General features: G+C 56.9%; 25 protein-coding genes. 5 read left to right on the plus strand and 20 right to left on the minus strand.

Translation table 11 applies throughout. From position 1 onward, the window contains the following. Window positions 1-140: 140 nt before the first annotated feature. Window positions 141-1037, minus strand: a complete 897-nt coding sequence (locus tag GAL_RS18790) for a hypothetical protein (protein ID WP_024099125.1) — start codon at window positions 1035-1037, stop codon at window positions 141-143. A gap of 98 nt (window positions 1038-1135) precedes the next feature. Between GAL_RS18790 and GAL_RS18795 the strand changes: the two genes are divergently transcribed. Then, window positions 1136-2008, plus strand: coding sequence for a LysR family transcriptional regulator (locus GAL_RS18795; protein WP_081731456.1), 873 nt, complete (start codon window positions 1136-1138; stop codon window positions 2006-2008). A gap of 545 nt (window positions 2009-2553) precedes the next feature. On the opposite strand, the gene GAL_RS18800 is transcribed toward GAL_RS18795, so the two are convergent. From GAL_RS18800 to gstA, 3 genes are read right to left on the minus strand one after another with little or no spacing between them, the layout of a single operon-like run. Then, window positions 2554-2775, minus strand: coding sequence for a tautomerase family protein (locus tag GAL_RS18800; protein WP_024099127.1), 222 nt, complete (start codon window positions 2773-2775; stop codon window positions 2554-2556). Between the two features lie 4 nt (window positions 2776-2779). After that, window positions 2780-3160, minus strand: coding sequence for a nuclear transport factor 2 family protein (locus tag GAL_RS18805; RefSeq protein ID WP_024099128.1), 381 nt, complete (start codon window positions 3158-3160; stop codon window positions 2780-2782). After that, window positions 3160-3768 (minus strand): glutathione transferase GstA, encoded by a 609-nt coding sequence (gene gstA / locus GAL_RS18810; protein ID WP_024099129.1) that lies wholly within the window; start codon window positions 3766-3768, stop codon window positions 3160-3162. The genes GAL_RS18805 and gstA overlap by 1 nt, the downstream gene beginning before the upstream one ends. A 71-nt stretch (window positions 3769-3839) precedes the next feature. Between gstA and GAL_RS18815 the strand changes: the two genes are divergently transcribed. Further along, window positions 3840-4796, plus strand: coding sequence for a LysR family transcriptional regulator (locus GAL_RS18815; RefSeq protein WP_024099130.1), 957 nt, complete (start codon window positions 3840-3842; stop codon window positions 4794-4796). Window positions 4797-5130: 334 nt separating this feature from the next. Here GAL_RS18815 and GAL_RS18820 read toward each other — a convergent pair whose 3' ends face one another. Both GAL_RS18820 and GAL_RS18825 read right to left on the minus strand, forming a co-directional pair. Continuing rightward, window positions 5131-5439, minus strand: coding sequence for a DUF2218 domain-containing protein (locus tag GAL_RS18820; protein WP_024099131.1), 309 nt, complete (start codon window positions 5437-5439; stop codon window positions 5131-5133). A 77-nt stretch (window positions 5440-5516) separates the two neighbouring features. Beyond that, window positions 5517-7481: a TonB-dependent receptor domain-containing protein gene (locus GAL_RS18825; protein WP_024099132.1), complete on the minus strand. Its 1965-nt coding sequence runs from the start codon at window positions 7479-7481 to the stop codon at window positions 5517-5519. A gap of 164 nt (window positions 7482-7645) precedes the next feature. On the opposite strand from GAL_RS18825, the gene GAL_RS18830 reads away from it, so the two are divergent. Further along, window positions 7646-8593, plus strand: coding sequence for a helix-turn-helix domain-containing protein (locus GAL_RS18830; protein ID WP_024099133.1), 948 nt, complete (start codon window positions 7646-7648; stop codon window positions 8591-8593). Between the two features lie 124 nt (window positions 8594-8717). Here the strand turns inward: GAL_RS18830 and GAL_RS18835 are convergent, their stop codons facing one another. The 4 genes from GAL_RS18835 to GAL_RS18850 form a co-directional block, all read right to left on the minus strand. Next, window positions 8718-9095: a pseudoazurin gene (locus tag GAL_RS18835; RefSeq protein ID WP_244462809.1), complete on the minus strand. Its 378-nt coding sequence runs from the start codon at window positions 9093-9095 to the stop codon at window positions 8718-8720. A 100-nt stretch (window positions 9096-9195) separates the two neighbouring features. Next, window positions 9196-9966, minus strand: a complete 771-nt coding sequence (locus GAL_RS18840; RefSeq protein WP_024099135.1) for an ABC transporter ATP-binding protein — start codon at window positions 9964-9966, stop codon at window positions 9196-9198. Beyond that, window positions 9963-11033, minus strand: coding sequence for a FecCD family ABC transporter permease (locus GAL_RS18845; RefSeq protein ID WP_024099136.1), 1071 nt, complete (start codon window positions 11031-11033; stop codon window positions 9963-9965). Before GAL_RS18845 ends, GAL_RS18840 begins: the two co-directional genes overlap by 4 nt. Window positions 11034-11077: 44 nt before the next feature. Beyond that, window positions 11078-12226 (minus strand): ABC transporter substrate-binding protein, encoded by a 1149-nt coding sequence (locus GAL_RS18850; RefSeq protein ID WP_024099137.1) that lies wholly within the window; start codon window positions 12224-12226, stop codon window positions 11078-11080. Between the two features lie 199 nt (window positions 12227-12425). On the opposite strand from GAL_RS18850, the gene GAL_RS22305 reads away from it, so the two are divergent. Further along, on the plus strand, window positions 12426-12725 hold the full coding sequence (locus GAL_RS22305) for a hypothetical protein (RefSeq protein WP_024099138.1): 300 nt from the start codon (window positions 12426-12428) through the stop codon (window positions 12723-12725). A gap of 523 nt (window positions 12726-13248) precedes the next feature. Here GAL_RS22305 and GAL_RS18860 read toward each other — a convergent pair. The 9 genes from GAL_RS18860 to GAL_RS18900 form a co-directional block, all read right to left on the minus strand. Then, window positions 13249-14637: a PepSY-associated TM helix domain-containing protein gene (locus tag GAL_RS18860; protein WP_024099140.1), complete on the minus strand. Its 1389-nt coding sequence runs from the start codon at window positions 14635-14637 to the stop codon at window positions 13249-13251. A 59-nt stretch (window positions 14638-14696) separates the two neighbouring features. Next, complete coding sequence (locus GAL_RS18865) at window positions 14697-15077, minus strand: hypothetical protein (protein WP_024099141.1); 381 nt, start codon at window positions 15075-15077, stop codon at window positions 14697-14699. Between the two features lie 118 nt (window positions 15078-15195). Then, window positions 15196-16419 (minus strand): NnrS family protein, encoded by a 1224-nt coding sequence (locus GAL_RS18870; RefSeq protein WP_024099142.1) that lies wholly within the window; start codon window positions 16417-16419, stop codon window positions 15196-15198. A gap of 25 nt (window positions 16420-16444) precedes the next feature. Beyond that, window positions 16445-16666: a hypothetical protein gene (locus GAL_RS18875; protein WP_024099143.1), complete on the minus strand. Its 222-nt coding sequence runs from the start codon at window positions 16664-16666 to the stop codon at window positions 16445-16447. Then, complete coding sequence (locus GAL_RS18880; RefSeq protein ID WP_024099144.1) at window positions 16663-16845, minus strand: hypothetical protein; 183 nt, start codon at window positions 16843-16845, stop codon at window positions 16663-16665. Before GAL_RS18880 ends, GAL_RS18875 begins: the two co-directional genes overlap by 4 nt. A 1-nt stretch (window position 16846) precedes the next feature. After that, window positions 16847-18778 carry a nitric oxide reductase activation protein NorD gene (locus GAL_RS18885; RefSeq protein WP_024099145.1) on the minus strand — a complete coding sequence of 644 codons (1932 nt, stop codon included), beginning with the start codon at window positions 18776-18778 and terminating at the stop codon, window positions 16847-16849. A gap of 4 nt (window positions 18779-18782) precedes the next feature. Then, a complete protein-coding gene (locus GAL_RS18890) occupies window positions 18783-19577 on the minus strand; it encodes a CbbQ/NirQ/NorQ/GpvN family protein (RefSeq protein WP_024099146.1) in 795 nt (264 codons plus the stop codon). A gap of 3 nt (window positions 19578-19580) precedes the next feature. Continuing rightward, entirely contained in the window at window positions 19581-20939 is a 1359-nt protein-coding gene (locus tag GAL_RS18895; protein ID WP_024099147.1) for a cbb3-type cytochrome c oxidase subunit I, read from the minus strand. Window positions 20940-20951: 12 nt separating this feature from the next. Beyond that, window positions 20952-21404: a c-type cytochrome gene (locus GAL_RS18900; RefSeq protein WP_024099148.1), complete on the minus strand. Its 453-nt coding sequence runs from the start codon at window positions 21402-21404 to the stop codon at window positions 20952-20954. Window positions 21405-21534: 130 nt separating this feature from the next. Between GAL_RS18900 and GAL_RS18905 the strand changes: the two genes are divergently transcribed. After that, window positions 21535-21762 carry a DUF1858 domain-containing protein gene (locus GAL_RS18905; protein ID WP_024099149.1) on the plus strand — a complete coding sequence of 76 codons (228 nt, stop codon included), beginning with the start codon at window positions 21535-21537 and terminating at the stop codon, window positions 21760-21762. A gap of 75 nt (window positions 21763-21837) precedes the next feature. On the opposite strand, the gene GAL_RS18910 is transcribed toward GAL_RS18905, so the two are convergent. Further along, on the minus strand, window positions 21838-22527 hold the full coding sequence (locus tag GAL_RS18910) for a Crp/Fnr family transcriptional regulator (RefSeq protein WP_024099150.1): 690 nt from the start codon (window positions 22525-22527) through the stop codon (window positions 21838-21840). Between the last annotated feature and the right edge of the window lie 31 nt (window positions 22528-22558).

A 22558-nucleotide genomic window follows, 5' to 3' on the forward strand; every position in this document is an offset into this window, starting at 1 on the left:
GCGAACCATGCCCGTAACCTGACGGGTGAAGCAGCCGGCACATCCCACTACTTACCAATGCTGCGCATTGCATGGATGTTGGCTTTTCAGGGCTCAATTCACGCTAAAGCCAATTCCGTACTGGTGGTTCTTGAGGTTTTCTAGGTGCGTCGTGTTTGTGCGACAAGAACTACGGCGGTCCCGACCACAATGATAACAGCCAGATAGAGCGTCACGACCCGGAATCGGGTGACGTCAAGCAGCCCTGCGGCTATGGCCCACTGTTCAAAGATCAATCCGAAGAGAGGTAGAAGCGTGACAGACGCGGTGTAGCGCATTGCACCAACCAATCGGATAGACCAGAAAACAAAAAACATAGCAGGGGCACGTAGGAACACGCCAACCGCGACGCTCGAAATCAGAAGTGGCATGCTGACAGGGGCTGTACTGAAACCATCATGTACTGACCGAACGCCCAGAAAAATGGTTGCTGTCACCAGTAGTACGGCGCCCGTGAAACGCGCCCGCGCGCCAGGTTGGTCGCCCAGATTGTCGGGGTGCCGCTCAGACAGAAGCGTTATGGCAGCAAGGCAAAAGGCATTGAGCACCATCAGCCAAGTCGCAGGTCCACGGATGTCGGCTTCAAGACACCATAGAATCGCAAGAATGGCCCCAAAGACGAGCAACTGCCCGATTGTTTCCAGGCTGCTCGGCCTGGTACCTGACATCACCCAGACCACAAGCATGATGACTGGTAGATTCAGAGTACCGACCAACCCCGCTTCGAGGACGCTGATCAATGCCAGTACTGCAGTGAAAATCGCGGCTGACGTGACTCGGAGCGCACCTAACATCCAAGTCGTTGGTCTGGAAAAACTCGACGTGTCGAGCCGTCTTTCTCCGCTCAATAGGATCAGGGCTGTGCCACCCGCGCAGAGTTGAATGAAGCTGAACATCCACGGGTCCAAATCATACTTGAGCAGGAGAATGCGGCTCACGACGCTCAAAAGCGCCCAGAAGAACATGGCCGCAACCGTGACAACGATAGGTTTGAACATTATGGCACCCTTATGCGGCTGAATAGGGGGTCAAACTGCCATCAATTGTGTTTTAAAAAAATACCACATATAGGTTTCATGTGTTAGAATAATGTAACATGGAATGGTCTGATCTTAAAATCTTTCTCGCGGTCGTTCAGCATGGCAGCTTGCGCCGTGCTGCTGAGAGCCTCGGCGTCACGCAACCGACTGTTTCACGTCGGCTTCGAGGTCTAGAGCAATATGTAGGTGTCCCGCTGTTCGAGCGCGATCGGGACGGACATCGTCTAACGGCTGCAGGCGCAGAGATGCTGCCCGACGCACGTGCCGTCGAAAGCGCTGCCTTGCGTGTCGAAGAAAAATCGATGCGGCTCACATCAGAATTGCAAGAGACCGTTCGGGTCGCGGCAGGCCAGACGTCGGCCGCGGTTCTCGCCCAGGGATTGCATCTGATGAAAAGCGGGCCCGCGATCGAGATCGTTGTCACCGACGCAATCTCTCCAAATGACACCCGAGCTCCCGACATCTTCATAGATCACGGTCTACCTTCCGATGCGACTGGCGTGACCCGCCGTGTAGGGTCTATCAACAGTGCCGTCTATGGCGCACCGGCGTTCGGCACGACGCGGGCGTTGCCACTATCGTCAAATGAGCTCGCGATGCTACCGTGGCTTGGCTTCGTTGTAGAGCAAGAGCACTACATAACGATGAAATGGCTGGCAGAGACAATGCGTGAACGCCCGCCTGCAGCCAGAATGGTCAATACTGATCTTATGGCGGCTGCAGCGGCCAACGGTGTGGGTATCGCCGTACTTCCTTGCTTCAAGGGCGATCAGGATCCCCGGCTAGTGCGTCTCTCCGAACGTATCGATGTATTGAGAGAAGACTATTGGACAGTCATCCAGTCCGATCTCGCCAAGAACCCGTCTGTCCGGACTGCTCTCAACTGGATCATCGATTGCTTCGGAGTTATCGAACTGCCTGAGCTTTGATGACCAGATGAGGGTACACACGCGCCTTGATCTCATTACCGTCCAGATCAATGACGTCCAAATGGGCTCTCAGATTCTGGGGCGTAGTTTCTCCATTCCAAGCTATTCTCCTTCGCGAACTTCGGTGAGCCTTTAGGCACTTCAAAGTGCGCCCAGAGGCTCATTCCGGTTTGGCTCGCTTTCGAAAGAAAGGTCGCTTAAGTGAGCAATCCGAGCGGCATCAAACCGTGACAAGTCCAACCCAACTTGGTGCAATCAGATCGGTCAGTATGGATTGCATGGCAGAGATCAGTGCAGTGTCGCGACCGGCAGCCCGGCGATGAATGACATGTAGAACATACCAAAAATATATAGCCTTCAGATAGAAGCCGACGATAACCAGATGTACCCATCACGACGCTATCTGAGATAGCGGTGGGTGCAGGATGGCCACTACGCTCATAAAACGTAGGGCCAAGAATGTTATGAGTTCAATCGAGTTTGACGGCGCGATGATCCGCGCGCCGCTTTTTTCTTAGATTGGAATTGGTGCGTAAACCGATGGCTCAGGATTGGGCAGCACGAATGTGGCTGACTGGCCGACCCTGAATACCCCAGTTGTCGAGCGGAACCTCGTCGATCACTACAAAGGTGGTGGATGGGTCTTTGTTCAGAACCCTTTGCAGCAGATCTGTGACCCCCTCGACAAGTTGGGCCTTTTCCTCTGCTGATGGGCCGATGCCGTTAGGGCCACCTTCCTGGGTCACCTTGATGTTGACATAAGGCATGGCTTCAATCCTTTCGCTCCACAAAAGAAAAGACTTTGGTCAGCACCCGCCATCCCCCCTCTGTGTTGATCAGTGTCAGTAGGTCTTGATAGTTGCGGCCCATCATGGTCATGCGCGCCTCGACAACGCCGATCCGTTCCCCTTTGAGGGCAATCCGTTCGATCACCTCCTCGCGCGGGTCACCACGGGACGCGGGCGGTGTTCGCGCGTCAATGCGCGCCATATATGCCTCCAGCCCCATCTGTTCATAGGTGCCGGCCGTACCGTTCACGTAACTCAGGTCCGCGTGAAACACCGAACGCAGCACCTTACTGTCCGAGTGGTAGAGCCCTTCAAAATAACGCCCCAGCAGATCGCGGATCTCGCTATTTTCCGACCCGGCCATCACGCTAACCCCTCAGCAGCAAAGGCTGACATGGTAGCTGGGCGCGCCGCAATGCGCGCGAAATAGGCCGCGAGTTGTGGCCACCGCGACAGGTCAATTGCCTTGAAGTTGGCCCAATTGACCAACACAAACGTGTAGGCATCTGCGATCGAAAACTGGTTGGCGACCAGGTAATCTCGCCCATCCGACAAGACCGTCTCCAAATAATCGAACTTAGCTGTGACGTTCTCTCGTGCCGCATCCTGTTCTATCTCCGTCGAGCCGCTGGCGAAAAGAGGCCCCCAAGCCTTGTGCAACTCCGCGGCAGCGTAGTTCAGGAACTGCTGCAAGCGCGCGCGTTCGACACTGCCAACAGCAGGTGCGTAAGTATGCTCCGGATTGTTATCGGCAATATACTGAAGGATCGCGACCCCCTCGGCGAGGTTTTCACCGGCGTCCGTTTCCAGCGTGGGCACATATCCGTTTGCATTGATCTCGCGGTAGGCGCGCCCAGTTTCGGTCAATCCAGCTTCGGTATCGACCGCTTCGATCGCAAATTTGGCCCCCACCTCGTATAGCATGATATGGCTGGCAAGTGAGCAGGCTCCGGCTTTGTAGTAGAGTTTCATGACAAGCTCCTTTTTTATATCGTCTGTCTGTCGTACTTCTTGGAGCTAGCAATTGATAATATCGAGTTTTCATGAGTATGATCTCTAAATCAGATCAGGTGAACTCTCAGATGACGCTGGACCAACTCATCGCCCTAGACGCCATCGTTGCTATGGGCACTTTCCGTGCAGCCGCAGAGAGGCTGAACAAAGCTCAATCCGCCATCAGCCATCAAATCCGGAAACTGGAAGCAGAGTTGGGCTTTGATTTGTTTTCCCGCGATGGGTATCGCCCCAGTCTGACCACAGAAGGCGAAGTGTTCTATCGCGAGACAGCCCGTGTGCTGGAACAGGTCAATGGATTGAAATCGGTCGCGGCGAGTCTGCGCAGCGAACAGGAGGCAATGATCTCGGTTGTCATGACGGCGACAATGTCTCTCGATCCGATCCTAACGGTACTTGGAGACATCGGCCGGAGATTTCCCGCAACCCATATTCGGGTGGCGACAGAAATGATGGGCGGACCCTTGGCACGATTGATGGAGGGCGACGCGGATCTGATCATCTCCGGGCTTGCAGGTGTTCCCCTGGAAGAGGTCGAAACATTGCCTGTGGACACAATTATCATTCGCCCTGTTGCAAGCCCGAGTTTTCCCGCCGCGCAGCGTGTCGGCATCCGCTCTCGCCGGGAGATGCAGACCTACACGCAAGTAATCGTATCGGGCACCGGTGGCCAGGATTTCGACCAGAGCCGCGATCTGCTCAGCGGTGGGCAGCGTTGGACCGTGTCCGATTTCGAGGCCAAGAAATCGGTGATCAAGGCGGGTTTGGGATGGGGTGGCATTCCAGTGCATCTGATGCAGCAGGAACTAGCGAACGGAGAGCTTGTGCAGTTGACGGTCGAAGGATACCCCCCACGGCATACCGAGATCTTCGCCATAAGGCGACGGGACATGCCGATGGGGCAGGTCATGTCGCGGTTGTGGGATGATTTAAAACAAGCACGTCAATCAATGCCGGAACCCGATAGCAACCGATGGAAATCCTGAGCAGACATCAATGCAGTTTGCAGCGTTGGCTTAACTGGCTCTCAGCGGACTTCAGAGGCAGTGCAGCACGTGAATTCATATGCAGTTGGGTCTGGTCGAGGTTGTCCCCAAAACCGGCGCACTGCAGCCAACCCAGATGCTGCGGTCATTCGCTGTAAGTGCAGCACTCGAAAGAAATCGTGCCCACTCTAGCGGGCTTGAGCCGAGTTAAATTCTGAAATTTGACCGGAACGAACATGCCTCTTCGTGAAAGGCGGCTTTCCTAAAACTATCGGTCAATGCAAAGTTGAAGCATCTTCGTTCCCATTTCAGGTCTAGTCCGCATACGGCGCGGCTATCTCTGCGGTGGCAAACCGGTTTCTGTACACCAGTCCATTTGCTGAAATTCTTCCCGAAAAGCAAAGGTTCTCAAGTGAACGTCGATGACTGAACGCGCTCTGGCGAGGGCCGTTTCATCCGTGCCAGAAATCTTGGCAACCAAGGCTCCATCCTTGGCATGAAGGACTGCCTTGCCGAATGGAAAAGCTACGTTGCCGTACATGGTGTCATAGGTCACTTCGACCTTGTGGGCGAAGTGTTTGCACAGTTGCTGTAGATACTTGCTGGCGTAGCGTGTTTCAAATCGACCGGTTTGAGTGAACATTTTTCCTGGCTACTTTATGGGCTGGACTGAGAAAGGGGGCACGACTGCCCCCCTTTGATGCATGTGAGACCTGTTTTCTAAAATTTCAGGCGTGCGGTCAGTCCGATGGTGCGCCCGGGCTCGTTCAATGCAATCACGCGGCTTGAATCGATGCCATCAGAGCTGCGGCTGGCGTAGGTCTCGTCAAAGAGGTTGCGCACGTCCAAGCGAATTTCGAGATTTCCGAGGTTGCGCGGGGCATAAGCCGCATAGACGTTTACGACCTCGTAGCCAGGCAGTTCCGTTGCTGTATCGCTGTTTTTAAGTGCGATTTGAGCCGTGCCTCCGACACTCCACTGTTCATCAATTGCGAAGCCGCCTTCAAGGGCAATGACATGTCCCATCGGCCGACCCAAATAATAGGCGGTGGATCCGACGGCTGCCCCATTCAATTCGACGTCTGCATAGGTCCAGTTCATGCGAGCAAATCCAGCTGCCCAATCGTATTCAAGCGAGGCATCGATGCCCTGACTTTTCAGATCCGCCGTTGCGCCGCGGGCGCCGTTAGTGGGCAGAACTGCCGCGATATCATTGACATCGGTGCGGAACAGGGCCGCGCTGGCCTTCCAGGTGCCATTGTCGAACCGCACTCCAATCCGGCCGGCGTTGGCCCGGGAGGTGGTAAAGCCAGAATAATCCCATGCGGTGCCGAAATTCACCAGCGCCGCTTCGCCAAGCTCGTAGCCGCCCCAACTTGAGGCAAGACCTGCGTTTAAGGTCCAGTTGTCTGACAGGATCACATCAACCGAGCCATTGGCGCTGAACCCGCCATCGGAGAAGTTCGACCCTTCGGCACCGGTGAACTCCTGCTTGTCATAGCGGGCGCCATAGCTAACCGACACCCGCTCGCCGATGTCCTGGCGGGCCTGAGCAAACAAACCGACACTCTCTAGCTCTTCCCTGCCGGAGCTTGCAAACGGCCCTGGGCCGCGACCCTGGCCTTCGGCGGTTTCGTTGAAAAAGTCCAGGCCGGCGGTCACGGAGCCACCCGCAATCGAGAACTTGTTCTTAAAGGTGCCACTGAAGCTCTTGTTGGTGCCATAGATTCCGATGGCATCAATTTCCTGCTCGTTGTGGCTCAGTTGCAGGACCGGATCCCAAATGCCCTGCGGCTGGGTGTTGGAGTAGGTCAGCGTGTAGGAGGTACGGCGCGACAAGCCTTCTGCGAGCACGCTGGGGCCGGAAGTAATGCCGGCAAAGTCGGGACGGATAAACAAGATGCCGCCTGGCCCCGCCTGGGCTGCGCGCAGCCCGTTGTCTTCGGTCTGCGAGGCCGCGAATTCGAAACGGTGACCGGATTGGCTCTCGTAGGCGAGTTTGCCCACATAGTCTGTCAGGTCGGCCTGGGTGCCCAGTACCGGGTTCCCATCGCCGTCCTCGTAGTCGCCGCCCGAACGTCGGGTGCCGCTCAGCAAGTATTCGAAACCACCCTGTCGCCCGAACAAAGTCAATGAGCTTTCCAGATCGGTGCCGTTGCTGCTGGTTCCCAGCTGAGCACGGCCGCCGAAGTTGTCTCCGTCTTCTAACAGGTCGCTGGCGTCCTTGGTTTCATAAGCAATAGAGCCGGCTAATGCGCCGGGACCGGCGTCGGCGGGGGCAAGACCTTTGCTGATTTCAACGGACTTCAGAAGCTCTGGGTCCAGCAGCACGTTGCCCGTGTGGTGAAAGGCCGACTTGTTCTGGCGGGCACCGTCGATGGTGACCGAGAGCAAGCTTTCCTCGATCCCGTTCACAAAGACCTTCTGAGAAATCGCCGCGCCGCCGCCAGCCGTCACTGCGCTTTCACCCGCAAAGACATCCTTTGTTGAGGAAGGGTTACGCGATTCGATCTCATCCTCAGTGATGGTGTCATTGCCAAGCAGTGCTTGCGCATCCGCAGCCTCGATACGGATTTCGTCCAGAAGCAGGATGTCTTCCTCCTGACCCAGAGCGCCCGTGGCAAAAAACGGCGTGGACAATGTGGTCCCTGCCAGCATGATAAAGCGCAGTGGCATCCGCGACATGGTACTTTCCCCAAAAGTTGACTATTTCAGTGAGGTAAGTAAATTACGGCGATCCGCATCGCCAGCCCGCGACCTTTGCGCACTGTTCAAATAGCTTTGCAAAACGCGCAAAACTTGTCACCGCCCAGCCACCGGACTTTTGTTTTCACCGACAGGACGAACACATGGCCGAGCATCGCAGTCCTCTTCCAAATGTTATGGAATTTGAACGGAAACTGGACTGGTTCAGCAAGACGGACCGTCCGAAGGCGCATGTGTTTGATGGGCTGGTGACGGCATTGCAGCTCCAGAAGGGACTCGGCCTCCATACCCTGAATGCCACCGCGCGACAGAGTTTCGAGGTCGATGGCCAGCGCAAACCAGGTGCTGTTTTGCATTGCTTCCTTGAGGGCAGCACCGAAGCCGCTCTCGCTGGGAAACCGATGAACCTCGGCCGTAGACAAGGGGACCCGGTCAAGCTGGTTCTGACTTCGATTGGTGAGAGTCAGCGGTTCACTCGCCGCTCGCGGCCAAATGAGTATGTCCGCAAAATCAGCATACAGATGTCACATGATTGGCTGGATCAGAACGGCTTGGCTCTACCCGAAAAGCCCAAAGGCGGCTCGATCCATCGTATCGAGTGGGTGGCAAACATAGATGAAATCAGGACGCTGGAGCAATTGGCTCTGACACCCGGTTTTTCGACCCCGGTTGCTCGGCTGCAGGCCGAGGCAATGTCGCTTGGACTAGTGGCCCGTTGTTTCGAAGATTTTTCTGAGCAGCCGGGGGCAGCAGATCTAACCGCACGCGAGCAAGCACAGATGCGCCGGATTGAGGAGTTTGCCTGCCAGCCCGGGCCGTTACCGTCCCTGCAGCAGTTGGCAGCAGAAGGAGGATTGAGCCAATCTGGCCTGCGCCGCTTGATCCAGGCTACACATGGCCGGTCCCCGCTTGCCCATGTGCGGCAGTTGCGCCTGGGTCTGGCGCGCGAAGCGTTGGAGGAATCGCGAGTGAGCGTTGAACAGGCAGCAGCGTTAGCGGGCTATGGATCGGCCGCCAATTTTTCCACGGCCTTCCGTCGTGCATTTGGTACAGCCCCTTCGAAGGTGAGGCACCTCAGAAACCCGAATTAGAACACCGATTGCTGTTAAGGATCTGACGCAGGCGGCTGCTAGACTTCAGAGGGCATGGCCTCTAGAATATAAGAGTTGTTGCCTTCGACCGAGTTTTGACCACCTATCGATAAGCTTCGTCAATTTATCCCGTCCCTCGTTCAAGCTGCTTAAGTAGCGCACGGAAGTTTTTCCGCGCATCGCCGGGATGACGGACCTTTTTGACCTGTGCAAGATTTGACAAATCGTTCCCTACCACAATCAGTCCCACCATGCCCCAATCGTAGTGAGGTAGGCAGATGTAGCCGTAGATGCCGGGAACTGTCGGTGTCACCACCAACGGCTCGTCCACTGCGCCATTCCAGGGCTCGGCGCCTTCGGGGATCATGCCGCGTTTTGAAGCGGAGTTGTGGCTCGGGTCTGTGGCCAGAAACTGGATACTGTCGCCAGGGTTCACGTGCAGAATGGCAGGCTCGAACACGTTGACGACATTGGCATCGGTGCAATCTGCGTTCAGCATCATCACGGAATGATCAGCCGCACTGCTGGTGTCTGCGCAGGTCGCTGCCAAGACCGGGGTTGCAGTAGCCAAAGCACCCAACGATAGAGTGAATGTCCTTCGGTCAAACGTGGGAGTAGGCATGGACAACAAGATCCTCCTTCGGACCAGTGGTGATACGAATATCGACGCCGTAAGTTTCGCCGATTTCCGAGCGGTGCAAGATGTCGGCCGGCGGCCCCTCTGCCAGAACCTGTCCCTGACGCAACAGGATCAAATGATCTGCAAACCTAGAGGCGAGGTTCAAATCATGCAGCGCAACGATCCCGATGGCATTGCGTTCGGCGATAGCTTCGCGAATTTGCCCTAATACGCGGAGCTGATGGTTAAGATCGAGCGCCGAAGTCGGCTCGTCAAAGAGATAGACATCCGATTTTCGGATCAACGCCTGAGCAACCGAGACCATTTGCGCCTGTCCACCGGACAACTCACTGATGTAAGCTTCTGCAAGATGACCTATCTGGGCGTCGTGCAATGCTTGCCCAACTGCCTCCATATCCTGCGATGTGACCCGCCATCCGCTCAGGTTCTTACGCGCCATCATTACGACGTCGAAAACGGTCAGTGCAGCGTTTGCAGCAAAGAACTGTGGCATGAAGCAAATACGCGCAAGCCGCCCCTTGGGCGACAGGGTGGCCAGATCTGTATCTCCGAGGCTCACCTCACCTCCGGCTTTCAAAAGTCCTGCGATAACGCGAAATAGGGTGGATTTTCCTGACGCGTTCGGCCCGATCAAAGCGGTCATCTGGCCTGGTTTCAGCGGCGCAAAACCGGCGTCGCGCAGGATTGGGCGGGTGCCATAGGTGAAATTCAGATTTTTGGCTTCCAGCATCATTGCCAATGCCTTTTGCGTTGGTTGAGGATCAGGCCGACAAAGAAAGGAATCCCGATTAGTGAGGTGATCATACCGATCGGATAAACAATGCCGGGGGTGATAGCCTTGGACGCAATCGACGTACCGGAGAGGATCAACGCTCCGGCAAGTGCCGAAAGCGGAAGGAATCCACGCTGGTCTTCGCCAACGATCATCCGGGCGATATGTGGTGCGACGAGGCCTACAAAAGCAATTGCCCCGACAAACGACACTGCAACCGCTGACAGGAGTGACACGCCGGCAAGAACCATCAGACGAAGCGCGCTGACGTTAACCCCGAGGGCTGCAGCCTTGTCTTCCCCCATCCGCAATGCCGTCAAAGCCCAGGACCTGCTCAGGAAATAGGGAAGAACGATTGCCAAAATAACGGCACAGACCGCAACTTTGGGCCAGGTGGCTCGAGCAAGCGAACCTAGTTGCCAGAAAATAAGCTGTGCAAGTTGCAGCTCGGACGCACCGTATTGGAGAAAGGCCAACAAAGCGTTGAACGTGAACATCATTGCGATGCCCATAAGGATCATTGTCTCGGGGTCGGCACCACGTAGGCGCGTAGCAAGGAACAACAAAAGCGATGCGGCCATTGCAAAAACAAACGCATTCACTGTCACAAATAGTGCGCCAACGCCTGGAACAACAGACCATCCTAGAACAATGGCCACAGCAGCACCGAAACTGGCCGCCATAGAAAGGCCCAAGGTGAATGGTTCTGCCAATGGGTTGTTGAGGATTGTCTGAAGCTCAGCACCTGAAACGCCAAGCATGGCCCCAACCACGATGGCCATCATTGCGATAGGAAGTCGCAAGTCCCAAATGATGACCTCTTCTTTCGCCGTCGCCACTGATGGATCGAAAATCACATGGGCCACGCGCCAGAAACTCAGATCGGCTGGACCAGTAATCACATCGATCACTACTGTTGTAAACAAGACGAGGGCAGCGGCCGCGACGAGCGCGACGCGCAGCACTGCGCGCTTTCGATATCCGCTGACAATGGTGTCAACGCTGGGAGCATTGGAAATGTCTGACATGTTTGATTGACCCGCCGCGCAGCGCGCGACGGGTCCTTCTTCTCTTATTTATCAGCGCTCAGCCAGAACTGGCCGGATGCTTCGTAAGGCATGAATTCTGCGTGCAGCCTGTCAAGCGTATCTTGCGGATCAAGATCTTCGAAATCTTCGGGATAGAGCCACTTGGCGATCTGTTGGATTGCCACGAAGTGATATGGCGAATTGTAAAATTGGTGATAGATTGAATGGTAGTTGCCATTCTTTACCGCACGCAATTCTGCAAAACCTGGACGTGCCGCAAGCGCCGCGATCTTCTCGGCATTCACTGCCGGATCACCTTCATAGCCAAGCAAGGTGGAAGTGACTTCCGGTTTGGCTTCAGCCCAGTTGGCACCGGTTCCAATCACATGATCGGGGTCGGCATCAATGACACCTTCCATAGACAGGCTTACCGAATAGGCATTTTCCAGTGTCGAGGCGTAGTTCATACCTCCGGCCAGTTCCACGAAACGGCCATAGTTGTAAGGCCCAAAGGACCAACAGCAGAAGTCTGGTTGCCAGCCAGCTGCGTTTTCAAGGACCACAAGCGGACGTTCCTCGGCTGGTATTTGGTCCACGACATTACTGACTTTTTTCATCTCAGAGATGTAGAAGTCGATAAACTTTGCCGCGCCTTTTTCCTCGCCCAGGATGCGCCCGAGGATCAAGAGTGAGGGCACTGTATTCTCGGTTGCGTTGCGGCGGAAATCGATGAAAACAACTGGCACTCCGGCCTTGTCGAGCTTATCAATCAATCCGGTCTCTTCTGCTTTGAAGAGGTTGCCGCTGTCGAGAAGAACAAGATCTGCATCTGCTTCGAGTACCGCCTCAATGCTGAAATCGCCGGCATAAGGGTTTCCGAAATTTATCATCCGCTGCGTGTCTTGCGGGAATACAGCTTCAAATTTGCGAAACGCATCCGGATCATATTGAACCAGGTCGTCTTTCCAACCGACAATATGCTCGAATGGGTTACCGTCGGTAATCGCTGCAATCGCATACATCATCCGACCTTCGCCAAGGATGATTTTTTCGGGATACTCCTCAAGCGTCACTTGACGACCAGCGATGTCGGTTAGGGTTACGGCTTCGGCCTTTGCGGATGTTGCTGGCGTGAGAAACGTCACGGTTGCTGCAAGCGTCAGGGCAAAGCCGCTGATGAAACGAGTGTTCATAGCAGGCTCTCCTATAGACTATGGGGCCTCCTTAGATTGTTTCATATACAAAACCAAGTAAAAAACTCGGAAAAGAGGGTGTTCTGTTGCAAGCGCAAGTCGTACTGTCGAAAATAAAGCTATTAGGCTTTGCAAAGCTCGCTTTCTGGACTTAGGCAGCTTCGGCGCACCAGCAGATGGAAATCGGAAGGTTGGTGCCATGATCATTGGCGATGATGACGGATCATCTGATCTCGCCGTGATTACGATAGATGTAGATCCCGCGTCTTCAGGTGGTGGGTCTTCAGGCGGAACGCCAGCTCCGGTTGAAACACCGATGGACGTTTCGGCAGGTGATGAAAACTACGCTTTCAGTAACACTAACTACAATGATACCGTCAACGGCGGCGGTAATGACCGCATACCAAGGAATGAGGCGACGATCGTATCCGCGGTGACGACAGTATTTCCCTCGGTATCGGCGATGACAGGGACTTCGGCTTCACTAATCATAAGCTAGCGCTTGCCTTTGGCATGCAATCAGGCATCGATTTCATCTTCACTTTTGATGAGGGCAGCACGCTAACCCTCCACAATGTATCGTTGGCGGATCTGAATGAGACTACATTCCTGTTCTGGGGCCGGGAGCCATTGATTTTGGATGACCGATGCGAAGCTGGCGCGACTGGATCCTTATTTCCCAAGGTTCTGTGGTAAGCGTCGGGTCGGCGGCCGATCTGACTACTGATCATGATAGGAAGTGACCGTAATGCCCCTTCTCATTGGTTACTGGAAAATTAACTGCCGAGCCGTGAACGCTATTTACCTGAAAGCACACCGCACGGCCTCTCGTGTATGGATCAAGGAATGTACGGCTGATCCCTTGCTCGGCGCAGTATTGCGCAGCCATGCCCCTTGCAGCCCCCGTCACCTACCAGCCTTGAAAGCAATGTGTGGGAAGCCGATGTAACGCCCTAATTTGCTCGGTATTCCTAGTCGAAAAATGCGCGCCACTTACATAGTGGCGCGCATCGGAAGAAATACTACGTCAGCCTGTGGCGCAGGGCCGGGAGGCGGGACAGGAACATCCAGTCGACGAGAAGTAGCGTCAGAAGTGCCAGCCCTGCCATCGGAAACGCCATGGACACGGCGAGGCCAACCAGGACCGCGCCCTGCCAGAGGGGCAGCTCCTTTGGCATCGGCGGTGCCGAAAGACGGCCAGCCTTGGTCGGGCGGCGTTTCCACCAGAGCACGATTGCGCTGGCACATAGGAATAGCACTGACAGGCAAACCAGCGTGTTGGCGAGAACGCTCCATAGTCCCAACGTCCCCATATGAAGGGCGATGCCAACCGCCATGGCCTTGCCCGCCCAGGAGTAATCGGCAAACCGGACATCGGCCAGTATCTTGCCTGTGTAGCGGTCGATATGAACGGTCCGGTCGGAGGTGGGGTTGGTGCTGTCTGTGCTCATTGAATCCCGGCTGAGGGTCCAGACACCGGTGTCGCCGCGCGGAATGCTCAGCTGATATCGCCCCTCAAACCCGATGCGGCGGGCGAGGGCATCAATGCTGTCGAGGTCGACGACAGCAGTAGTCACACCAACCAGTCCCACATCGCTGCCCGAGGCGGGCATCGGCGTTTGTTCCAGCGCCCATGGAACTTCGCGACGGGCGTGATCCATACTGGCATGAATATCGTCGGACAGCGGGACATTGTCCCATTTTTCGGCCGGGAACTGGCTCCAGGCCTGCACCATCTTACCGCCCCAAATGCCGGCCCAGGCGAGGCCGGAAATGAGAAACAGCACAAGAAACAGTGAGATCCAGATGCCAACCACACCATGCAGTGATTTCCACAGGCTGCGACCACGTCCCAGGCTGGGCAGCAAGGCGCGACGCCACCCAATCGTCCGGGGCCACCACATGTAAAGGCCGGTTGCAATCAGCACCAACGCCAATGAGGCCGCGGTTTCCAGAATGCGGTCACCACTGACGCCAAGCATCAGATCACTGTGCAGATTATCCGCAAAATCATACCATCCGCTGCGGCGCGGGAAGGTCTCGATGACCTCCGCAGTATAGGGATCAACCGCGATCATGATGGCATCACCCTCGTGATCGACACGGAAAAGCGCTGCGCGATCGGCGGCGCGGGGGGCCACATATTGTCTTAGCTCGCCGTTTGGCAGGCGTGCTTGCGCGGCTTCGGCCTGCACCGAGAGCGGCTGAACCTGTTCTTGCGCAACCACCGGCGTACGCTCACCATCGCGGCCATCGATCCAAGCGATCCAAAGCATGGCGAGGCCGGTAACCGCAAGCACAGCGAGAAACGGAATGACAAACAGTCCAGTGTAGAAGTGCCACCGCCAGGCGGCAAAATAGAGCTTTTGCGCGCTGCCCTGCGGCTGCGCGGTAGAATTGGGCATATTCATGGGTTGGCTCCAAGCCTTTGGATGCTGTTGTTAGCACAGCACCTGAGTTGCAATTGACGTCAGAGAAGAGTTGTCAAATGCGCGGGAGGAGCGCGGCTGCCATGGGCCGGATCACGCCAAAGCGAGCTGTCCGGTCGCGTTGCCAATGGCGCGGAGGCCGTTGGTCGTTGCACCCATGCGACGCCGGGTGTTGCCGGATGGCCGGGTATCAGCGCGGCTGCAACCAGCCGACAGGCTTCACATTGTGCGAGAGTGCCGTGCCCCGGATCCTGACTGTCGCCACATAGATCACTGAGTGCACCGCCTGCCGCGATAAAGGCAGCGTAGTCCGGGGAGTCTTCGGCACGCTCAATTGTATGCGCAAAACCAGTGCTGGCCAGGGCCAACACGAGCGCCAGAACCATGGCCAGTCGTGGAAAGATATGAACCGCGAATCGCATAGAGAGTGTCCTAGTGTGACTGCGGTCGAATTGCGAGTGGTTCTGAGGTGAAAACAGGGCTTTGCAGACCAAGGAGGTCATGTGTCGTGCGATGGCGCGCCGGGGGTCTGACAATGCGCTAGACCTGCGCTGCGGCTCGTCCGGCTGAGAAAAGAGCAACACCGTATACCACTGCGTATCCAAAAAATGCCGCGCACCAGGCCGTAGCCGAGAGGTGATAGAGCCAATCAGGGCTGCCTGCACCGATCCCGGCGACAACTCGGGCGACGCTTGCCACCAGAAGCGCCAGCAAGATCAGTTTTGCGCCTGGGCCAGCCACCAGCGATCGCCCGGTATGGCCCAGCGTGGCACGTATCATCACCGCAAGGGTCATCATGCCAATGGCACCTGCCATCCAAACGTGCTGTGCTGCGGCTGCGTCCAGTGGCACGTGCGGTATTTGCGCCGCAACCATGAGCACGGCTCCGATAGGGATCATAGCATAGGCCAGATGCAGTACTGCGAGCAATGGTTCTGCCGCCGTGCGGTGTCCCTGCCAGCGCCCCATGCGCAGCAGATGCCCTATTGCAAAGATCGTCAATGCGACAGCCGCTGCGAGATGATCAGGCATCGCCACCCAGATACCAAGGGCGGGCAGGCTGATAGCCAAGACAGCTTTGTCTAACCGCTGCATCGGGCTGGCGGGACGGGCATCAACACCCGTCTTAGTGAGCCAATTGCCCGTGAAACTGGGGATGATGCGACCACCGATGAGGCAGATCATGCCAATCACCGTTGCCAATCCCAAACGCATACCAAGGCCATGCGCCGGGTATCCGCCTCCTGCTGTTTCAAGATGCACCAATAGCAGCGCCAATGTGTGCAACCCCAGCAACAGTAGAACAACAAGGTTGCGCCAGTTGCGCCCCGCGATGATCTCGCGCAGGATCACGGATCCCAGGATCAGTGGAAAACTCAGATCGACAAAGGCAACAACGACAGCAGGCAGATCTGCGGCAAATAGGGTGGTGACGCGCCCTGCGAGCCAGAGCAGCACCAAACCCAGCAACGGCCAGCCTTTGAGCGGCGCCCGCCCGGTCCAATTTGGAACCGCCGTGAGTAGGAAGCCTGCCAGAACCGCACTGAGGTATCCAAACAGGAATGCCTTGGCATGCCAGGAGACCGGATCCAGCATGATCGGGAGCGTCAGCGCCCCGCTTAGCAATCCGATCCAGGCGATCATTGCCAACCCAGCCCAAAGCGCCGCGAGAAAGAAAAACGGGCGGAAGCCGTAGGAGAGAATGGCGGGTGCCCAGGTTGGCGCGTTGGCATCCTCGCGACCTGTATCTGTTGTCACTGTCATAGGTCAGATCCGTTCTTGAAAACCCTCAGGTGTCCATCAGGCGCCGGATATGTCCGGCGAAGGCGTAGGTAGCGGGCACCGCAATCAGCGCGCCGATCGCGATGGATGCAGCAGTTCCCAACACCGGCAGCCCAAGCCAGCTGGTGATCAGGGAGGCAAAGAAGACGTTGACGGCCATCGCGCCTGCACCAAGAGGAAAAAGTGCGATTGCGATACGCCTGCGTGACCAGCCCGACTGCGATGTCATCGACGCCCCACCAAAGCATGGACCGCCGCAAGGGCCAATACCAATGCAATACAGGCCAGCGCAAACCAGAACTCAGCGGTCGCGGACTGTGACTGCGGGGCGGGGCGGTCAAAACCCGTAGCCAGCGCGGGCAGGGCGGTGATCGCGGCGCAGACTATTCCTGATAAGATGTAACGCATGTCAGCTCTCCTGTGTCAGACTACGGTAGATGTCGGGCAGGGCCCGTGACAGTCGGGCAGGGTTCGGCAGGAGCGAAAACCCGCCGCGGCCGAAAATCCGGGCGAACCAGTCCTGACCGTCTTCGTCGATGATGATGCCATGCAGGCTTTGGCCCGCGCGGCGGGCGCTACGCACGGCCATGCGGCTGTCCTCAATACCGTGCTGGCCTTCGTAGTGGTCGAGATCATTGGGCTTGCCATCTGTTAGGACAATCAGCAGCTTACGGCTGGATGGCTCTGCCGCCAGCTGGGCGCTGACGTGGCGGATCGCAGCCCCGAGACGGGTGTAGTGGCCCGGTTGCAGCGCGCCGATATTGGCGGTGACAGCATCGGACATCGGCATGTCAAACCCCTTGCAGCGGGTTAGGAACACCCGGTCGCGGCGCAGGGATGAGAACCCCCAGATCGCCAATCTGTCGCCTGCAACGTCAATCCCGAGAGCCAGCGCCGCCATAGCGTTGCGGGCAATGTCGATCACGCTGCTGTCAGCAATCGCGGCCTCAGTGGACCGTGAGGTGTCGATCAGAAAGGCAACCGAGAGGTCGCGTTGCTGTTGCCGTGCGCTCTGCCAAAGGCGATCACTACCACGCCCAGTCGCCGCCAGATCGGCTTGGTTGGAGATAACCGCATCCAGATCCAGCTCGGCGCCGTCGACTTGGCGTGGCAACAGGACACGACGCGGACGTAACGCTTCGAACTGGCGACGCACCATCCGGATCTGGCGGGGATCGGGTCGAAAAGGATGCTGCGTATCAGGTTGTGCATCCGCCTCAAGCACGCGGCAGTGATCCGTCATCTCACTTTGGCTGAGGTGGTTCCACTCGGGGTAGGTGTATTCCGCGCTCAGCCGTTCGTGTTCGGCATCTGCGGGCGATAGATCCAGATGCAGCCGCAACCGGGACGCCAACCGACGATCATGTTTGGTCAGCGGGATAAGATCCTGATCCTCTGCGGCTTTTTGAGCATTGTCAGTGTCATCATCATCAACACTGCGGTTGATATTCATCGACTCCACCCAAGACAGGATGGATTCAAACCGATGCAGGATAAAACTGTCCTTGCGGCGCGCCTGATCCTGATCGATGCGCGCGCCCAGCTTACGACTGCTGCTTGCCGCCGTAGGCAGCGCGGTCGCCTGCTCGGCGGGTTCTTCTGCGGCCATGGCGGCGTGGCCAGGGGCCTCAAAACGGAGCCAGAATGGTACCGGTGCAAACGGCAGATAGCGCCCCGCCTCTGTTGGCAAATCTGTGCTCGGCGGTTGGTCGGTCGTGACTTCCCAAGGATCCTGAGACAAAGCCGCGAGAACCTGTTCTGCGACCATACGATCAGCGGCGTGGGCTGGCTGCGCCTTGCGCTGTTCCAGGCACAGGCTTGCCATTTGGCGGTAGTTTTGCCGCAAGCCGGGGCAATGCCGGGCGGCACGGTGGCTGGCGGCGAGGGTGGCCCGGATCCGGGCCAGATCGGCAGCGCGAGCTGATTTGGTCGGCTGCAGTTGCAACTCTTCAGGATCGGCGACCGCAGCTTGCGCGACCAGCCAGAAATAGGCGGCCCGGTTCAGCTCATAGCGGGGAAAGCAGGCCATCACCGGGGGCAGGGCCAATCGCCTACTGTCGTAACGCGGAATGAACTCGCGCATCCGATCAGCCGCAACCCGGTGCGTCAGGGATCGCCGGTGCTGTGCCACCGTTGCAGGTGCCTCCACCAGATCGACCGACGCGGCCCCGCCCAAGGCGCGAAACAGCACTGCAAGGCTGGGCCTCAGATCCTGCAACCGGCAGGCCGCAGCAGATAGCGTCGCGCCATCCTCTGCGACCTCACCGGCGAGATTGCTGGCCATATCGTGCCAGAGGTTGCCAACAGTTTCCTCCGGCTCCATCAGGTCGAGCAATTTCATAACGCTACCCGTAGATCGTCGCGATCAGATCGCGCAGCGCTTGTTTGATGTCCTCTTCATCGGTGAGAGGTTCGATGATCCCGGCCTCCAGCGCTGGCTCAATTGGCATGCCGCGGTGGATCAGACTAGCGGTATAGATCAGCAGCCGGGTCGACACGCCCTCTTCCAGATCCATGCCCGACAGGGCGCGGATATGACCGGCCAACCGCACCAGCGGTTGCACCTTCGACACATCCAGCCCGCTTTCCTGAGCGACGATGGCGCATTCCGACTGCGGATCGGGAAAATCGAAACTGGCTGATAGAAACCGTTGCCGTGTCGAAGGTTTGAGCCGCTTCAGCACGTTCTGATAGCCAGGATTGTAAGAGGCAACCAACATGAAGCCGGGCGGCGCCATCAGTTCCTCGCCGGTACGGTCAATCATCAGCGTGCGTCGATTGTCGGTCAGAGGATGAAGCACCACGGTGACGTCCTTGCGAGCCTCAACAACCTCATCCAGATAGCAGATCCCCCCCTCGCGTACAGCGCGGGTCAGTGGGCCATCGACCCAGTGGGTATCGCCTCCTTTCAACAAATACCGGCCAATCAGGTCAGCGGCGGAGAGATCATCATGGCAGGCCACGGTATAAAGCGGCCGATCCAGCCTGGCTGCCATATGTTCGACAAACCGTGTCTTGCCGCAGCCGGTCGGCCCCTTCAACAGAAGGGGCAGGCCTTGGGCATGGGCGGTTTCGAACAACGAGCATTCCTGAGCAATTTCACGGTAATGCGGGATCGGGCGGGGAGCATGCATGTTCATGACTTACTCCCCCGCAACAGTGCTGGCATTCTGCGACGGTCCGGGTGCAATCACCTCATCCCGGCGCACCACCAAAAGCGCGTAGATGAACAGCAAGGCCCCGATCACAACCGCAGCGCCGGCCCCGAACCGCATCAGATAGAAAATCGACAGGCTGTCCTGCACATCCATGTAGTAGTCACCGATGACGCGCTGCATATGGGTCTGGATGGTGCCGGCAAAGGTCAGCACGAAGGTCATGAACGCCATGCCGCCGGTCATCAGCCAGAAGCTCGCCATATTCAGAACCTGATTATAAGGCGCCCGTCCACGCAGCATTGGCATCGCATAGGTAAAGATCGCGAGGTTCAGCGCCACATAAGCCCCGTAGAAGGATAGGTGCCCATGTGCTGCGGTGATCTGGGTGCCGTGGCTGTAGAAATTGACCCCATGCAGCGTGTGCAGGAACCCCCAGACACCCGCACCGAAGAAGGCGACAGTACTGGAACCGAGCGACCACAAAAGAGCGGCCTTGTTGGGGTGGTTCTTGCGTCCCTTCCAGACCATCACAAAGGCAAAGGACATCATCAGGAAGAAGGGGATCACCTCAAACGTTGAGAAGATCGAGCCAACCCACTGCCAATAGCCGGGCAAACCAATCCAGTAGAAATGGTGACCGGTGCCCAAAATGCCCGAGAAAAGAGCGGTGGCAACAATAACATAAAGCCATTTTTCTACCACTTCACGGTCTACCCCTGTCAGCTTCAGCAGGAGGAACGCAAGGATCGCTGCCATTACAAGCTCCCAGGTTGCTTCCACCCAGAGGTGGACAACAAACCACCAGTACATCTTGTCCAGAGAGAGGTTTTCCGGGTTGATGAAGGCGAAGATCCACAGCAGCGACAGCAACCATAGCCCCATCAGCAACACATTGGTAATCGCGGTTTTCTTCCCCGCCAACACTGTCATCGACACATTAAACAAGAAGATCAGCGCGGCGACGAGAATGCCGAATTTCACCCAGAGCGGTTGCTCCAAAAATTCGCGCCCACCGTGGATGCCGACCAGATAGGAGCCAACCGCCCCAAGTGTGCCGACCATCAGGATCGCAAGCTGCAGGTAGGCCAGCTTGACCGAGTAAATCTCGCGCTCAGATTCCTCCGGGATCAGGAAATAGGCCGCACCGAAGAAGCCAAGCAGCAACCAAACAATCAGCGCGTTGGTATGCAACATGCGAATGATATTGAAGGGTAGCAGTTCGGACAGGAAATTGGGAGAGACATAAACCCAACCTGCCAGTAACCCGCCGAGGACCTGGATTGCGAAGAGCGCCATAGCGCAGATGAAATAGGCCTGAGCGACCTTTTGAGATTGATATTTCATGATGTCACTCCCTTAACCCGCGTCATTCGGCGGCCAGCCCTGAGTATCGGTCTGATCGGCCCATCGCAGGAATTCGGCCAGGCCGCGGGTTTCCTCTTCGGTCAACTCGAAATAGGGCATCTGACGGCGCCCCTCGACACCACTGGGCTGGCTCTCCATCCAGCTGTTCAAGATTTCGAAGGCCTCTTCAGGGTCATCCTGAACACCCCATCTGGTCATCACATTGCCGACTTCCGGCGCGAAATATGCTCCCTCGCCGTGTAGCGTGTGGCAGTTGATGCAGGAGTGTCGCTCCCAGACCCGCTTGCCCAGTGTGACGGCTTCGGTCAGGGGCATTTCTGCGGTGGAGGTTGTCACTACATAGCGGTGGCTGTGCACGGTCATGCCAATGAACACCACGACGAAGAAAATCGATCCTCCGTAGAACACATTGCGCGCCCGCGACTTGGTCAGAAATTCAGCCATGGCGTGGCCCTTTCCGGCAGTTGCTGATCGCTTGGTGATAGCCCGGGCAGCAGGGGCAAAGGTTGTGCAAGCGCAAGGTTTGACGCGATTGCCGCTGCTAACCTCACCTTAGAGAGAGGATTGATCTGTCATGCCGCCGCTTAAACTGGACGACCCCGACCTGCCGCTGGATGTCCTTATGACAACCTGGCCGGAGACGGTCCGGGTCTTCATGGACCACGATATGCTCTGCGTTGGGTGTATGGTCAGCCCGTTTCACTCCGTCAGCGAAGCCTGCACAGAATACCATCTGGATGAAGAGGTGTTTCGCGCTGCGCTGGCAGACGCAGTTGAAGTCGCGCGCGAGAACCGGGGCTGATTCCGGTTTCCCATCAGATCAGAAAATGCCAGTGCAGCGGGGGTGCAACACGCCAGCACTGCGTCAATGTCACTCTTACGGATCGCTGAGGAGCATCAGCCGATGGGGGTCACAGATAGTGATTTTCTTGCGCTTACTGCTAACCATTCCGTCCTTCTCCCAAGCGCTGAGCAGGCGGCTGACCGTGTGCAACGTGGTGCCGGTGAGTTCTGAAACATCCTGACGGGTGATCGGAAACCCGATCTCGATTCCTTGCGCGACCTTGATGCCGGATTGATTGATCAATCGCAGCAACGCCCGGGCAACCCGCTGTTCGACATGTTGTGTCGACATCTCCATGATACGGGTGTTCATCTCGCCAATACGGGCACCGACCGTTTTATAGGTCTCTGTGGCAAAGCCTGGATAGTCGGCGATGAAACTGTCCCACAGAGAGGTTGGCCAGGATAGCATCAACGCCTCGCTCGCGGCAACGGCGGTGGCTGGATAGCTGTCGCGCCCGAGTGCCCGTGCAATTCCGAATAGCTGTCCAGGCGGAATATGCAGGGAGGTCACCTGTTCACCGTCGCTGGAGATCCGTACGACCCGAATGGTGCCATCCAGCAGCAGGTAAAATGTCTCCGCAGGATCACCTTCAGCAAAAACCGTTTGACCAGGTCCAACTCCACGACTGCTGGCGTGATCAAGGATCGTGCGGATCTGCGCGTCGGCCAGCTGCGAGAATGGTGGCAGCGGGCGAAGCAGGCTTTCATGTAGGTGGCGCACGGCATCTCCGAACAAGCGTTGTCGTAATCCT

This window comes from Phaeobacter gallaeciensis DSM 26640 (genome assembly GCF_000511385.1).
Classification (GTDB): domain Bacteria; phylum Pseudomonadota; class Alphaproteobacteria; order Rhodobacterales; family Rhodobacteraceae; genus Phaeobacter; species Phaeobacter gallaeciensis.

Bases quoted from the DNA above. Each gene is read 5' to 3' on its own strand.
- GAL_RS18790 (WP_024099125.1), bottom strand. From the start codon at position 1,037: ATGTTCAAACCTATCGTTGTCACGGTTGCGGCCATGTTCTTCTGGGCG.
- GAL_RS18795 (WP_081731456.1), top strand. From the start codon at position 1,136: ATGGAATGGTCTGATCTTAAAATCTTTCTCGCGGTCGTTCAGCATGGC.
- GAL_RS18800 (WP_024099127.1), bottom strand. From the start codon at position 2,775: ATGCCTTATGTCAACATCAAGGTGACCCAGGAAGGTGGCCCTAACGGC.
- GAL_RS18805 (WP_024099128.1), bottom strand. From the start codon at position 3,160: ATGGCCGGGTCGGAAAATAGCGAGATCCGCGATCTGCTGGGGCGTTAT.
- gstA (WP_024099129.1), bottom strand. From the start codon at position 3,768: ATGAAACTCTACTACAAAGCCGGAGCCTGCTCACTTGCCAGCCATATC.
- GAL_RS18815 (WP_024099130.1), top strand. From the start codon at position 3,840: ATGAGTATGATCTCTAAATCAGATCAGGTGAACTCTCAGATGACGCTG.
- GAL_RS18820 (WP_024099131.1), bottom strand. From the start codon at position 5,439: ATGTTCACTCAAACCGGTCGATTTGAAACACGCTACGCCAGCAAGTAT.
- GAL_RS18825 (WP_024099132.1), bottom strand. From the start codon at position 7,481: ATGTCGCGGATGCCACTGCGCTTTATCATGCTGGCAGGGACCACATTG.
- GAL_RS18830 (WP_024099133.1), top strand. From the start codon at position 7,646: ATGGCCGAGCATCGCAGTCCTCTTCCAAATGTTATGGAATTTGAACGG.
- GAL_RS18835 (WP_244462809.1), bottom strand. From the start codon at position 9,095: ATGATGCTGAACGCAGATTGCACCGATGCCAATGTCGTCAACGTGTTC.
- GAL_RS18840 (WP_024099135.1), bottom strand. From the start codon at position 9,966: ATGATGCTGGAAGCCAAAAATCTGAATTTCACCTATGGCACCCGCCCA.
- GAL_RS18845 (WP_024099136.1), bottom strand. From the start codon at position 11,033: ATGTCAGACATTTCCAATGCTCCCAGCGTTGACACCATTGTCAGCGGA.
- GAL_RS18850 (WP_024099137.1), bottom strand. From the start codon at position 12,226: ATGAACACTCGTTTCATCAGCGGCTTTGCCCTGACGCTTGCAGCAACC.
- GAL_RS22305 (WP_024099138.1), top strand. From the start codon at position 12,426: ATGATCATTGGCGATGATGACGGATCATCTGATCTCGCCGTGATTACG.
- GAL_RS18860 (WP_024099140.1), bottom strand. From the start codon at position 14,637: ATGAATATGCCCAATTCTACCGCGCAGCCGCAGGGCAGCGCGCAAAAG.
- GAL_RS18865 (WP_024099141.1), bottom strand. From the start codon at position 15,077: ATGCGATTCGCGGTTCATATCTTTCCACGACTGGCCATGGTTCTGGCG.
- GAL_RS18870 (WP_024099142.1), bottom strand. From the start codon at position 16,419: ATGACAGTGACAACAGATACAGGTCGCGAGGATGCCAACGCGCCAACC.
- GAL_RS18875 (WP_024099143.1), bottom strand. From the start codon at position 16,666: ATGACATCGCAGTCGGGCTGGTCACGCAGGCGTATCGCAATCGCACTT.
- GAL_RS18880 (WP_024099144.1), bottom strand. From the start codon at position 16,845: ATGCGTTACATCTTATCAGGAATAGTCTGCGCCGCGATCACCGCCCTG.
- GAL_RS18885 (WP_024099145.1), bottom strand. From the start codon at position 18,778: ATGAAATTGCTCGACCTGATGGAGCCGGAGGAAACTGTTGGCAACCTC.
- GAL_RS18890 (WP_024099146.1), bottom strand. From the start codon at position 19,577: ATGAACATGCATGCTCCCCGCCCGATCCCGCATTACCGTGAAATTGCT.
- GAL_RS18895 (WP_024099147.1), bottom strand. From the start codon at position 20,939: ATGAAATATCAATCTCAAAAGGTCGCTCAGGCCTATTTCATCTGCGCT.
- GAL_RS18900 (WP_024099148.1), bottom strand. From the start codon at position 21,404: ATGGCTGAATTTCTGACCAAGTCGCGGGCGCGCAATGTGTTCTACGGA.
- GAL_RS18905 (WP_024099149.1), top strand. From the start codon at position 21,535: ATGCCGCCGCTTAAACTGGACGACCCCGACCTGCCGCTGGATGTCCTT.